This is a genomic window from Serratia sp. NGAS9, from assembly GCF_009905295.1.
Lineage (GTDB): Bacteria > Pseudomonadota > Gammaproteobacteria > Enterobacterales > Enterobacteriaceae > Serratia > Serratia bockelmannii.
Genome location: NZ_CP047605.1, coordinates 259,776 through 273,153, shown reverse-complemented (window position 1 = coordinate 273,153; position 13,378 = coordinate 259,776). Strand labels below are relative to the sequence as shown.

7 protein-coding genes, 1 tRNA gene and 3 rRNA genes are annotated in these 13,378 nt (G+C 54.6%); all 11 read right to left on the bottom strand.

From position 1 onward, the window contains the following. Positions 1-24: 24 nt before the first annotated feature. Complete coding sequence (gene birA / locus GUC32_RS01230; RefSeq protein WP_025304935.1) at positions 25-987, bottom strand: bifunctional biotin--[acetyl-CoA-carboxylase] ligase/biotin operon repressor BirA; 963 nt, start codon at positions 985-987, stop codon at positions 25-27. Continuing rightward, positions 984-2,021 carry a UDP-N-acetylmuramate dehydrogenase gene (gene murB / locus GUC32_RS01225; protein WP_043143678.1) on the bottom strand — a complete coding sequence of 346 codons (1,038 nt, stop codon included), beginning with the start codon at positions 2,019-2,021 and terminating at the stop codon, positions 984-986. The genes birA and murB overlap by 4 nt, the downstream gene beginning before the upstream one ends. 376 nt (positions 2,022-2,397) lie before the next feature. Beyond that, positions 2,398-2,513, bottom strand: a 5S ribosomal RNA gene (gene rrf / locus GUC32_RS01220). Positions 2,514-2,613: 100 nt separating this feature from the next. Further along, a 23S ribosomal RNA gene (locus GUC32_RS01215) occupies positions 2,614-5,521 on the bottom strand. Between the two features lie 234 nt (positions 5,522-5,755). Next, positions 5,756-5,831, bottom strand: a tRNA-Glu gene (locus tag GUC32_RS01210). Positions 5,832-5,970: 139 nt separating this feature from the next. Then, positions 5,971-7,512, bottom strand: a 16S ribosomal RNA gene (locus tag GUC32_RS01205). The 16S, 23S and 5S rRNA genes sit together here with 1 tRNA gene alongside, the layout of an rRNA operon. A gap of 391 nt (positions 7,513-7,903) precedes the next feature. Continuing rightward, positions 7,904-8,437, bottom strand: a complete 534-nt coding sequence (gene hemG, locus GUC32_RS01200; protein ID WP_164064318.1) for a menaquinone-dependent protoporphyrinogen IX dehydrogenase — start codon at positions 8,435-8,437, stop codon at positions 7,904-7,906. A gap of 21 nt (positions 8,438-8,458) precedes the next feature. Next, on the bottom strand, positions 8,459-9,910 hold the full coding sequence (gene trkH / locus GUC32_RS01195) for a Trk system potassium transporter TrkH (RefSeq protein WP_025304932.1): 1,452 nt from the start codon (positions 9,908-9,910) through the stop codon (positions 8,459-8,461). Between the two features lie 35 nt (positions 9,911-9,945). After that, a complete protein-coding gene (locus tag GUC32_RS01190) occupies positions 9,946-10,560 on the bottom strand; it encodes an IMPACT family protein (protein ID WP_016929437.1) in 615 nt (204 codons plus the stop codon). Continuing rightward, positions 10,560-11,891, bottom strand: coding sequence for a Xaa-Pro dipeptidase (gene pepQ / locus GUC32_RS01185; protein ID WP_369435502.1), 1,332 nt, complete (start codon positions 11,889-11,891; stop codon positions 10,560-10,562). The genes GUC32_RS01190 and pepQ overlap by 1 nt, the downstream gene beginning before the upstream one ends. Before the next feature lie 112 nt (positions 11,892-12,003). Next, a complete protein-coding gene (locus GUC32_RS01180) occupies positions 12,004-13,200 on the bottom strand; it encodes an MFS transporter (protein ID WP_369435501.1) in 1,197 nt (398 codons plus the stop codon). Positions 13,201-13,378 lie beyond the last annotated feature (178 nt).

Genomic DNA, 13,378 nt, shown 5'->3' with positions numbered 1-13,378 from the left:
GTAACGTCCCCTTGGTTGCTCTCGCTATTCTGCACTGCGCAGCGATATCTCTCCGCCGATAAAGGGTTTGATCTCCCCATCTTGTTCCAGCAGCAGTGCCCCCTGCGAATCGATGCCTCGTGCGATGCCTACAATCTGCCGCTCACCAATCAGCAGTTTGACCGGTCTGTCGATAAAATTATCCAACGTGCGCCAACGACCAATGAATGGCCCCAGCCCATCTATCTCGAATTGTTTTAACGACTGCCGCAATTCATTGAGCAAAGTAGCAGTCAGCTCATTACGATCGATGTTAATGCCGGCTTCTTGCAGGTTGATCCAACCTTGGTTGATCCCCCCGGCATTGGTATCCCGCATCGCCAAATTAATGCCAGCACCGATGACCAACTGAGCCGCATCGCCAGTTTTTCCTGTCAACTCGACCAGGATCCCTGCCAATTTGCGATCGTTCAGGTAGAGGTCGTTGGGCCATTTTACCCGTACGTCTTTAGCGCCAAGGCGCTGTAAGACCTCCGCCATCACCATGCCGATCACCAGGCTCAGCCCCATCGCCGCAGCTGGCCCCTGTTCCAATCGCCAAAACATCGACAGGTATAAATTGGCGCCAAACGGCGAAATCCACTGGCGCCCACGACGACCGCGGCCAGCCAGTTGATACTCAGCGATGCAGGCGTCGCCAGATTGTAGTGTTTCGATACGATCCAGCAAATATTGATTGGTAGAGTCGACTACCGGCAACACGGTAACGCGTTTGTCGTCCAACCCTTTTAGAATGCGTTCCGCCTCCAATAGTGGCATGGGGGCAGGCAAGCTGTACCCTTTGCCAGGCACGGTAAAGACATCCAGCCCCCACTCGCGAATGGTTTGAATATGCTTATTGATCGCAGCACGGCTCATGCCGAGTGACTCACCGAGGTGTTCCCCGGAATGGAATTCGCCGTCGGCCAACAACGCGATCAGTTTTAACGGAACCTTGGTATCTTTCATGACAGCACCGCCACGGCATTCAGCTCACCGGTCGCGCCAATAAAGCGCACCTCAGGCTCCAACCACACACCGAATTTATCGGCCACCGTCTTGCGTACGTGGCGCGCCAGCGCCACCACATCCTGGCTGTGGGCATTGTCGATGTTCACCAGCACCAGCGCCTGCTGGCGGTGTACCGCAGCACCACCGATGCGATATCCTTTCAGCGCGCATTGGTCGATAAGCCAGCCGGCGGCCAGCTTCACCTGACCATCCTGCTGCGGATAATGCGGCATGCCAGGATATTTGGCGACGAGTTCTGCGGCTTTCTCTGCGTTCACCAAAGGATTCTTGAAGAAGCTGCCGGCATTGCCGGTTTCGCGCGGATCGGGCAGCTTGCTGCGACGCATAGCACATACGGATTCAAATACCTGAAGCGGCGTCACCGTGGTGGGCTCCAGCTTGGCCAGATCGCCGTAACTCAATTTGGGTTGCCACTGTTTGTTGAGACGCAGACCCAGCCCGACAATGACATGCCCAGTTTGGAAACGGTGCTTGAAAATGCTTTCCCGGTAGCCAAAACCACACTCGGCAGCCGGGATGCGATCGATAGCGCCGGTAGAGAAGTCCAGCAAATCGACATACTCGCAGACGTCTTTCAATTCGACGCCGTAGGCGCCGATGTTCTGAATAGGGGCGGAACCGGCCAATCCAGGGATCAACGCCAGGTTTTCCAGGCCGCAGATCCCAGCCTGCAGCGTATATTGCACCAGGTCATGCCAATTTTCACCGGAGCTGACGTGGAGATACCAGGCATCGTTATCTTCTCGAACATCGATACCCTTCAACTGATTGACCATTACCGTGCCCGAGAAATCCTCCAGGAACAGCACGTTGCTACCTTCACCGAGAATCAGCAGCGGCTCCTGACGCTTGCGCGTTTGTTGCCATACCTTGAGCATCAGCTCAATTCTATCGGCCATGATCAGGTGCGCTGCGTTGACCGGGAGCGCAAACGTATTGTGGTTTTTTAAAGACGCGCTTTCAGTAGACATAACGTTCAGTACCTATACGGAAATAATCTTTCGCCTAGTCTACTCGATTCGAGGCGTCTGGCTAATATTTGTTTTAATTAACGTGAAATTTATCGAATAATACACTAAAGAATTAAGATTTATCTTTGATATAACCAGATATTTCTTATTAACACATTAATAAATAGGCATTTTTATTATTTAAATAATAATCTGAAGCTATCAATTATATATTAATCTGGCTATTTCTCCGGCAAAAAACATTATGCTTCCTTATAAGAATAAGCTACATATGCCAAAAAGGTATTTTTCAAAGTAATAGATACAGTCAGGATATTTATTTTACGCATAGCAAAAAGCCCTGAACGTCAGTTCAGGGCTTTCGGCTTTATTTGATGCCTGGCAGTGTCCTACTCTCGCATGGGGAGACCCCACACTACCATCGGCGCTACGGCGTTTCACTTCTGAGTTCGGCATGGGGTCAGGTGGGACCACCGCGCTATTGCCGCCAGGCAAATTCTGTTTCATTCCAACCGCCTCACTCCCGTGAAGCCATCAGAACCAATCTCGGAACTTCGCTGAAAATCTCTCTAAAAAACACCTTCGGTGTTGTAAGGTTAAGCCTCACGGATCATTAGTACTGGTTAGCTCAATGCATCGCTGCACTTACACACCCAGCCTATCAACGTCTTAGTCTTAAACGTTCCTTCAGGGGCCTTAAAGGCCCAGGGAAGACTCATCTTGAGGCAAGTTTCGCGCTTAGATGCTTTCAGCGCTTATCTTTTCCGCACTTAGCTACCGGGCAATGCCATTGGCATGACAACCCGAACACCAGTGGTGCGTTCACTCCGGTCCTCTCGTACTAGGAGCAACCCCTCTCAATCTTCCAACGCCCACGGCAGATAGGGACCGAACTGTCTCACGACGTTCTAAACCCAGCTCGCGTACCACTTTAAATGGCGAACAGCCATACCCTTGGGACCTACTTCAGCCCCAGGATGTGATGAGCCGACATCGAGGTGCCAAACACCGCCGTCGATATGAACTCTTGGGCGGTATCAGCCTGTTATCCCCGGAGTACCTTTTATCCGTTGAGCGATGGCCCTTCCATTCAGAACCACCGGATCACTAAGACCTACTTTCGTACCTGCTCGAGCCGTCACTCTCGCAGTCAAGCTAGCTTATGCCTTTGCACTAACCTCACGATGTCCGACCGTGATTAGCTAACCTTCGTGCTCCTCCGTTACTCTTTGGGAGGAGACCGCCCCAGTCAAACTACCCACCAGACACTGTCCTCACCCCAGATTATGGGGCCGAGTTAGAACATCAAACATTAAAGGGTGGTATTTCAAGGATGGCTCCACGCAGACTGGCGTCCACGCTTCAAAGCCTCCCACCTATCCTACACATCAAGGCTCAATGTTCAGTGTCAAGCTATAGTAAAGGTTCACGGGGTCTTTCCGTCTTGCCGCGGGTACACTGCATCTTCACAGCGAGTTCAATTTCACTGAGTCTCGGGTGGAGACAGCCTGGCCATCATTACGCCATTCGTGCAGGTCGGAACTTACCCGACAAGGAATTTCGCTACCTTAGGACCGTTATAGTTACGGCCGCCGTTTACTGGGGCTTCGATCAAGAGCTTCGCCTTGCGGCTGACCCCATCAATTAACCTTCCAGCACCGGGCAGGCGTCACACCGTATACGTCCACTTTCGTGTTTGCACAGTGCTGTGTTTTTATTAAACAGTTGCAGCCAGCTGGTATCTTCGACTGGCTTCAGCTCCATCCGCGAGGGACTTCACCTACATGCCAGCGTGCCTTCTCCCGAAGTTACGGCACCATTTTGCCTAGTTCCTTCACCCGAGTTCTCTCAAGCGCCTTGGTATTCTCTACCTGACCACCTGTGTCGGTTTGGGGTACGATTTAATGTTACCTGATGCTTAGAGGATTTTCCTGGAAGCAGGGCATCAACTACTTCTGCACCGTAGTGCATCGTCATCACGCCTCAGGGTTAGTATGCAACCGGATTTACCAGGTCACACCCCCTACACGCTTAAACCGGGACAACCGTCGCCCGGCTAGCCTAGCCTTCTCCGTCCCCCCTTCGCAGTAACACCAAGTACAGGAATATTAACCTGTTTCCCATCGACTACGCTTTTCAGCCTCGCCTTAGGGGTCGACTCACCCTGCCCCGATTAACGTTGGACAGGAACCCTTGGTCTTCCGGCGAGCGGGCTTTTCACCCGCTTTATCGTTACTTATGTCAGCATTCGCACTTCTGATACCTCCAGCAACCCTCACAGGCCACCTTCAACGGCTTACAGAACGCTCCCCTACCCAACAACGCCTAAGCGTCGCTGCCGCAGCTTCGGTGCATGGTTTAGCCCCGTTACATCTTCCGCGCAGGCCGACTCGACCAGTGAGCTATTACGCTTTCTTTAAATGATGGCTGCTTCTAAGCCAACATCCTGGCTGTCTATGCCTTCCCACATCGTTTCCCACTTAACCATGACTTTGGGACCTTAGCTGGCGGTCTGGGTTGTTTCCCTCTTCACGACGGACGTTAGCACCCGCCGTGTGTCTCCCGTGATAACATTCTTCGGTATTCGGAGTTTGCATCGGTTTGGTAAGCCGGGATGGCCCCCTAGCCGAAACAGTGCTCTACCCCCGAAGATGAGTTCACGAGGCGCTACCTAAATAGCTTTCGGGGAGAACCAGCTATCTCCCGGTTTGATTGGCCTTTCACCCCCAGCCACAAGTCATCCGCTAATTTTTCAACATTAGTCGGTTCGGTCCTCCAGTTAGTGTTACCCAACCTTCAACCTGCCCATGGCTAGATCACCGGGTTTCGGGTCTATACCTTGCAACTATTCGCCCAGTTAAGACTCGGTTTCCCTACGGCTCCCCTATACGGTTAACCTTGCTACAAAATATAAGTCGCTGACCCATTATACAAAAGGTACGCAGTCACACCACGAAGGTGCTCCCACTGCTTGTACGTACACGGTTTCAGGTTCTATTTCACTCCCCTCGCCGGGGTTCTTTTCGCCTTTCCCTCACGGTACTGGTTCACTATCGGTCAGTCAGGAGTATTTAGCCTTGGAGGATGGTCCCCCCATATTCAGACAGGATGTCACGTGTCCCGCCCTACTCATCGAACTCACGACCTGTGCATTTTAGTGTACGGGGCTATCACCCTTTGCTGCGCGACTTTCCAGACGCTTCCACTAACACACAAGCCGATTCAGGTTCTGGGCTCCTCCCCGTTCGCTCGCCGCTACTGGGGGAATCTCGGTTGATTTCTTTTCCTCGGGGTACTTAGATGTTTCAGTTCCCCCGGTTCGCCTCATGCCACTATGTATTCATGACATGATAGTGTGTCGAAACACACTGGGTTTCCCCATTCGGGTATCGCCGGTTATAACGGTTCATATCACCTTACCGACGCTTTTCGCAGATTAGCACGCCCTTCATCGCCTCTGACTGCCTAGGCATCCACCGTGTACGCTTAGTCACTTAACCTCACAACCCGAAGATGTTTCCATCGTTCGTGCTGCAAACATTTGAGAGACTCTATGACAGGTTACTCTTTATCCCAGTACATCTACGGAGGGATAAATTTCAGCCGTCATGTTTCAATTTTCAGCTTGTTCCAGATTGTTAAAGAGCAATATCTTAAACATGACTCGCAAGTCATCTTTAAGATTTTTTCGGTTATCGCTAACCGGTGATAATGTCTTTCACTCATTATCGGAATGGCGTCCCCAAGGGGATTCGAACCCCTGTTACAGCCGTGAAAGGGCAGTGTCCTAGGCCTCTAGACGATGGGGACACGAAAATCCGATTAAACTGAATAACTTAATCGGTTCGTATCAGCATGAATGACTCATGGCATCAACAGGTAGCGCTTTGCTCGTTACTTTTCATCAGACAATCTGTGTGAGCACGCCACTCGAACTAATATCTTTAGGTAAGGAGGTGATCCAACCGCAGGTTCCCCTACGGTTACCTTGTTACGACTTCACCCCAGTCATGAATCACAAAGTGGTAAGCGCCCTCCCGAAGGTTAAGCTACCTACTTCTTTTGCAACCCACTCCCATGGTGTGACGGGCGGTGTGTACAAGGCCCGGGAACGTATTCACCGTAGCATTCTGATCTACGATTACTAGCGATTCCGACTTCATGGAGTCGAGTTGCAGACTCCAATCCGGACTACGACATACTTTATGAGGTCCGCTTGCTCTCGCGAGGTCGCTTCTCTTTGTATATGCCATTGTAGCACGTGTGTAGCCCTACTCGTAAGGGCCATGATGACTTGACGTCATCCCCACCTTCCTCCAGTTTATCACTGGCAGTCTCCTTTGAGTTCCCGGCCGAACCGCTGGCAACAAAGGATAAGGGTTGCGCTCGTTGCGGGACTTAACCCAACATTTCACAACACGAGCTGACGACAGCCATGCAGCACCTGTCTCAGAGTTCCCGAAGGCACCAAAGCATCTCTGCTAAGTTCTCTGGATGTCAAGAGTAGGTAAGGTTCTTCGCGTTGCATCGAATTAAACCACATGCTCCACCGCTTGTGCGGGCCCCCGTCAATTCATTTGAGTTTTAACCTTGCGGCCGTACTCCCCAGGCGGTCGATTTAACGCGTTAGCTCCGGAAGCCACGCCTCAAGGGCACAACCTCCAAATCGACATCGTTTACAGCGTGGACTACCAGGGTATCTAATCCTGTTTGCTCCCCACGCTTTCGCACCTGAGCGTCAGTCTTCGTCCAGGGGGCCGCCTTCGCCACCGGTATTCCTCCAGATCTCTACGCATTTCACCGCTACACCTGGAATTCTACCCCCCTCTACGAGACTCTAGCTTGCCAGTTTCAAATGCAGTTCCCAGGTTGAGCCCGGGGATTTCACATCTGACTTAACAAACCGCCTGCGTGCGCTTTACGCCCAGTAATTCCGATTAACGCTTGCACCCTCCGTATTACCGCGGCTGCTGGCACGGAGTTAGCCGGTGCTTCTTCTGCGAGTAACGTCAATTGATGAGCGTATTAAGCTCACCACCTTCCTCCTCGCTGAAAGTGCTTTACAACCCGAAGGCCTTCTTCACACACGCGGCATGGCTGCATCAGGCTTGCGCCCATTGTGCAATATTCCCCACTGCTGCCTCCCGTAGGAGTCTGGACCGTGTCTCAGTTCCAGTGTGGCTGGTCATCCTCTCAGACCAGCTAGGGATCGTCGCCTAGGTGAGCCATTACCCCACCTACTAGCTAATCCCATCTGGGCACATCTGATGGCAAGAGGCCCGAAGGTCCCCCTCTTTGGTCTTGCGACGTTATGCGGTATTAGCTACCGTTTCCAGTAGTTATCCCCCTCCATCAGGCAGTTTCCCAGACATTACTCACCCGTCCGCCGCTCGTCACCCAGGGAGCAAGCTCCCCTGTGCTACCGCTCGACTTGCATGTGTTAAGCCTGCCGCCAGCGTTCAATCTGAGCCATGATCAAACTCTTCAATTAAAAGCTTGATTTGCTTCCACTCGAGAAGCGATGCTCAAAGATTTACTGCATGAATTTTACTTCAGTTAGTCACTCTTCAAGACTTGATATTTTTTTGCATCCGAAGATGCTGGATATCGTCTTGTGGAGTGCCCACACAGATTGTCTGATAAATTGTTAAAGAGCAGTGCCGAGAAACTCATCGGCGCGGGCTGCGTATATTACGCTTTTCGCCCTGAGAGTCAAGCGTTTATTTCGCTTTCCTCTCGCTGACCCGGCGGCTTGTCAGTCGTTGTTCCCGGTCAGTGGAGGCGCATTATAGGGAGTTCTCGGCAGGCCGCAACCCCTAAATGCAAAAAACTTTTCAAGCGCGGATTTTTTCGGCAAAACGCTGGCCAAACCCGCGTTTTTGTCACTTTTCGTACTGGATCTGGCTAAATTCCTGGGCAAAGCGGTCGACCTGTTGCCAATCTGTGTACTCCACTTCCTTACTGGTATCCGTTTCACCGCCCGTCATACGCATAATGAATTGAATCATGATGCGATCGAACCAGCGATAGCGCGGATAACGCAATGCGCCGGCAAACACCGCGCACTGTTTTGGCTGCCACGGCGAAGCCAACAGGAACTTACGGGTATAGGCGTTGGTTTGTGGCGAACGCTTTTCCGGTTTGCGCGCGGTCAGGTTGACGGCAAAGAATGCGCTCGGCATCCGATTCAACTGCTCAGCATGACGCTTGACGAATTTATCCAGCGCCGGGTTAAAGTGCCCGTAACGGATAGAAGCGCCGATCATCACCTGCTGATACTGGTTAAGATCGATCTGTTCTGCCTGCAGCAGATCGATCACCTCACAACGCAGCGTGTCCTGCAACTTGCTTGCTATATAAGAAGCGATAGCACGTGTTTGCCCGTCACGGCTCGAATAAAGTATCAATGCCTTCATGGCGTACTCCTTATATCAGGCTTACTCACGCCAGAAGGTTGGCGTGAACAGCACCAGCAATGTAAATACTTCCAGGCGCCCGAACAGCATCGTCACCACCAGGACCCACTTGGCCGCCGCCGGCATCGTGGTGAAGTTATCCGCCACTACGCCCAGGCCGGGGCCAAGGTTATTGAGCGTTGCCGTCACTGCGGCGAACGCGGAAAAGTCGTCAACGCCGGTGGCAATGATCGCCAGCATGCTGACGATAAACACCAGCGCATAGGCAGAGAAGAATCCCCACACCGCCTCCAGAATGCGTTCCGGCAGCGCGCGGTTGCCCAATTTGATGGTATAGACCGCGTTGGGGTGCACCAGCCTTTTCAACTCACGCGAGCCTTGCAGGTACAGAAGCAGGATACGGATCACCTTCAGGCCGCCGCCGGTCGAGCCGGCGCAACCGCCGATGAACGCCGAGCACAGCAACAACATCGGCAGGAACAGCGGCCACTTGGCGATGCTGTCGGTCGTGAAACCGGCCGTAGTCGCCATCGATACCACCTGGAAGAACGCCTGATTGAGCGTTTCCATACCGCTCTTATAGACGCCATGTCCCCAGAGCACCAACGTACACACCACCACCAGCGTCAACTGAACGAAGATAAACATGCGGAATTCAGGATCGCGCCCATACACCTTCAGGCTGCGGCCGCTCAGCAAAGCGAAGTGCAGGCCGTAGTTACAGCCGGAAATCAGCAGGAACACGGCGATGATGGTGTTGATGGTCGGGCTGGCGTAATAACCGATACTGGCGTCGTGGGTAGAAAAACCGCCGATGGCGATGGTCGAGAAACTGTGGCCGATGGCATCGAACACCGACATCCCAGCCCCCCAGAGCGCCAGCGCACAGGCGACGGTCAGCAATACATAGATTAGCCACAGGGTTTTGGCGGTTTCGGCGATGCGTGGACGCATCTTGTTATCTTTCAGCGGCCCGGGCATTTCCGCCCGATACAGCTGCATGCCGCCGACGCCGAGTATCGGCAGTATCGCCACCGCCAACACGATGATCCCCATGCCGCCCATCCATTGCAGCATTTGGCGATAGAAAAGAATAGCCTTCGGCAGCGAGTCCAACCCCACCAGCGTCGTCGCACCGGTGGTCGTCAATCCCGAGAAGGATTCAAAGAAGGCGTCGGTCAGCGACAAATTGGGCCGTTCCGAAAACAGGAACGGCAATGCCCCCACGCTGCCCAGCACGGTCCAGAACAGCACGACGATCAGGAAGCCTTCACGCGGCTTCAGCTCGTGTTTTTGCTTGCGGTTCGGCCACCACAGCATCAGCCCGATGGTCAGCGCCACGAAGAACGTTTGGCTGAACGCGCGCCCCGCCCCATCGCGATAAATCAATGCCACCAGGCCGGGAATAAACATCGTCCCGGAGAACAGGATGACCAGCAGACCAACGATACGGGTTATGGCGCGAAAATGCATTTCAGCACGATCCTTAGCAATTCAATTGGGAGGAATTATTGCGAAATGGGGGTTAATTGCAAATTACCGCGACTGAGATCACGCAATTTATTCCCAAACAGCTCGACCTCGGTGGCCGGCAACGCCAGATGCAGCACGACGGCGGCACCGTACTCGCCCTGCAGGATCCGACCTGCGGTTTGCTGCAGCAAGTTCTCCACCAGCGCCAACTGCGCATAGTCGCACTGCAAGATATATTCGGCTTCCGGCACCTTTTCTACCAACACCAGCTGCTTCAACGCCTGTTGAACACCGTTGCCATAGGCTTTCACCAGCCCGCCGGTGCCCAACTTGACGCCGCCATAGTAACGAACGACCACGGCGGTCACTTCGCCGATACCGCTGCCCATCAGCTGCGCGAGGATCGGTTTGCCAGCGGTGCCCGACGGTTCTCCATCGTCGGAGAACCCCAGCTGCTGTGAGTCATCGGGGCTACCGGCGACGAAGGCCCAACAATGGTGCCGCGCCGCCGGGTGCTCATCCCGCACCTGCTGAATAAACGCCTTTGCCGCTTCTACCCCGCTGGTTGGCGCCAGCAGGGTGATAAAACGGCTCTTCTTTATTTCTTCGGTAAAGCGGGTTGCTTCCGCCGGTATCGGGTACGGCCGCATCAGGCCAGGTTCAGATCGCGCGTCATGTTCTCGATACGCTTTTCATGGATCACGATGTTGTCTTCGATGCGAATACCGCCATACGGTTTCAGCGCATCGATGCGATCCCAGGCGAAGTGCTGCTTGAACTCACCGCTGCGCCACGGCGCCAACAGAGATTCGATGAAGTACAGACCCGGCTCGATGGTCAACACCATGCCCGGCTGCAACACGCGGGTACAACGCAGGAACGGATACTTGGACGGCGCCGCCAGATGGGTGCCTTGCTCATCCTGCATAAAGCCAGCGGCGTCGTGCACCTGCAGGCCCAACGGATGGCCCAACCCGTGCGGCAGGAACGGCGTGGTGATGCCCGTTTCAACCATCGCCTCTTCGCTGAGGCCATTCACCAGTTTGTGATTCTTGAGCAACTTGGCGATGCGCTGGTGCATCTGCACATGGTAGTCGGTATAGCGCACGCCGGTTTTAATGGTGTCGATCAGCGCCAGCTGTTCACTATTGAGATCTTTCACCAGATGAGCGAACTCGCTGCCGCTTTGCGCCGCATAGGTACGCGTCAGATCGGCGGCGTAGCCGTTATATTCCGCCCCGGCGTCGATCAGAAAACTCAGGGACTCGGCCGGCGGCTGATGATCCAGCTTGGTGTAGTGCAGCACCGAAGCGTGCTCGTTCAACGCCACGATGTTGTCGTAAGGCACATCGGTATCGCGGTGGCCGGTCGCCGTCAGGTAGGCCAGATTGATGTCGAATTCGCTCATGCCGGAGAGGAAGGCCTCATGCGCGGCACGATGGCCGGTTACCGCCGTCTTCTGCGCTTCGCGCATGCAGGCCAGCTCATAGCCGGTTTTAATCGAACGGTGGAAATCCAGGTAGTTCAGCACCGCTTTCGGGTTGATGTTTTCCGAAGGGATGCCGAGATCGCGGGCGCGCTGTTGGACATAACCGATATAGCCGACGCGCTCGCGCTGCGGCGGAAGCTGCTGGGCGATGGCGTCGGCGTTGGCCAGCGGCATCAATTCAAGGGATTTGGTCCAGAAACTGTCCGGCAGCGGCTCTACGCTGTGCCAGTAGTCAACCGGGGAGTAGAACCACAGCTTCGGCTTGTTGACGCCATCTATCCACAACCAGCAGTTCGGCACCGACGTCACCGGCACCCAGGCTTTGAAATGCGCGTTCACTTTGAACGGATAGCTATGGTCGTCCAAAAATACCTTTTGCAGTTCCCCGGAGTGAATCAGCAGCGCATCCAACTTGTTGCGCTCCAGCACTTCGCGCGCGCGTTTTTGCAGCTCTGCTAGGTGGTCGTTATACAAAGAAGCCAGCGTTTCCATCACAGTACCCTTATGCCTTAGCACGAAAGAAGTCATCTTAACACAGCGCTCCGACGCTCCAACCTCATCGCGTTGGGCATGCGGAGCAGCTCGCAATTCCCTGCAAATGCCGTTACATCCGCAGCTTAACCATTAACCAGCCGCCCAAACCGAGCAGCGCTATCGCCAGCGCCCACAGGCCATGGTGTTCCAACAACACCGCACCGGCCGCGGCGACGCCCGCCAGACACTGCTGCAGAAAGCCGCACAGCGCCATCGCATAGGCACCGTACTCTTTGGCATCGCTGACCGCCATCGCCATGCTGTTGGGAAACAGCACCGCCTGGCCAAAAATGGTCAGGCAATACAGCGCAATGAACAGCGCCATACCGGAAAGGCCGGCCAGGACGCCGCTCCACCACAGCAGCAGGATCGCCGCCGTCGCCAGCGCCACGATGCCGCTGCCGGCCTGCATCAGTTTTTTCCCGTCGAGACGCGCCACCGTACGGTTCACCGTCAGCGCCCCGCTGAAGTAGGCGACGCCGATCACCAGCCCCAGGGCGCCGAACGCCGTGACGTTGAGACCAAACCCCTGCTGCATGACGAACGGACTCACTTCCTGCAGTGTCACCGTGGTGGCAAAACCCAGCCCACCGACGCAGGCCGGCCAAAAAAATCCCGGCCGCCGCAGGATGGCGAAGTAGATGGCCGCCATCGCCGGACGTGGCCCACGAGCGCGCCCTGCCTCCAGCGGCAGCGTCGCCATCAGCGCCAGAATGGCCAAACCGGTGGCGCCCATCAAGACGAAGCCCATCTGCCAGTGTGAATATTGGCTGAGCAGGCCGCCGACGAACTGGCCGCCGCCCAGCGCGGTGATAAAAGCGATGGAGAGCACCGACAGCCGTCGCGCCAGCTCGTCACCGCTCCAGTTATCCCGCACGATGATACGCGCGATGATCGCCGCACCGCCGGCACCCACGCCCTGCAGCGCACGCAGCGTCAGCAATTGGGCGCCGTTGCTGCACAGCGCCAACAGCCCGCTGCAGCCAATGAAAAGAAACAAAGACAGCGTCAGGGGCGCGCGGCGGCCAAAGCGATCGGCGGCCGCGCCCCAAAACAGCACCGGCAAGGCGGCGCCGATGACGAAGATTGAAATGGACAGCTCGGTGGCACGCCGGCTCATCGCCAGCTCCCGCATCACCGTTGGCAGCGAAGGCAAATACACGGTCGTCGCCATTTGCGCCATAAACACCAACAGACACGCCAGCGCCATGGTTCTGGCGGGAATGCTCCACAAGCCGCTGCGTTTAACACAAGCCGCCTTAGTCATGCGTAACCTCGTCTGAATGTTCATTCGCTGCGAGCAAGTGTATGAGTGCCGACACACTCCAGCAAATGCCGATAGCACATAAAATATAACTTCGTTTCAAATCAAAAAACTAACTTGGCGACATGTGATCCGACCAGCAAATATGCAATCTCTCATTTGCATATTTTTAACATAAAAA

Coding starts and splice junctions, on each gene's coding strand:
- hemG (WP_164064318.1), bottom strand. CDS start 8,437: ATGAAGGCATTGATACTTTATTCGAGCCGTGACGGGCAAACACGTGCT.
- birA (WP_025304935.1), bottom strand. CDS start 987: ATGAAAGATACCAAGGTTCCGTTAAAACTGATCGCGTTGTTGGCCGAC.
- GUC32_RS01190 (WP_016929437.1), bottom strand. CDS start 10,560: ATGCGGCCGTACCCGATACCGGCGGAAGCAACCCGCTTTACCGAAGAA.
- murB (WP_043143678.1), bottom strand. CDS start 2,021: ATGTCTACTGAAAGCGCGTCTTTAAAAAACCACAATACGTTTGCGCTC.
- trkH (WP_025304932.1), bottom strand. CDS start 9,910: ATGCATTTTCGCGCCATAACCCGTATCGTTGGTCTGCTGGTCATCCTG.
- pepQ (WP_369435502.1), bottom strand. CDS start 11,891: ATGGAAACGCTGGCTTCTTTGTATAACGACCACCTAGCAGAGCTGCAA.
- GUC32_RS01180 (WP_369435501.1), bottom strand. CDS start 13,200: ATGACTAAGGCGGCTTGTGTTAAACGCAGCGGCTTGTGGAGCATTCCC.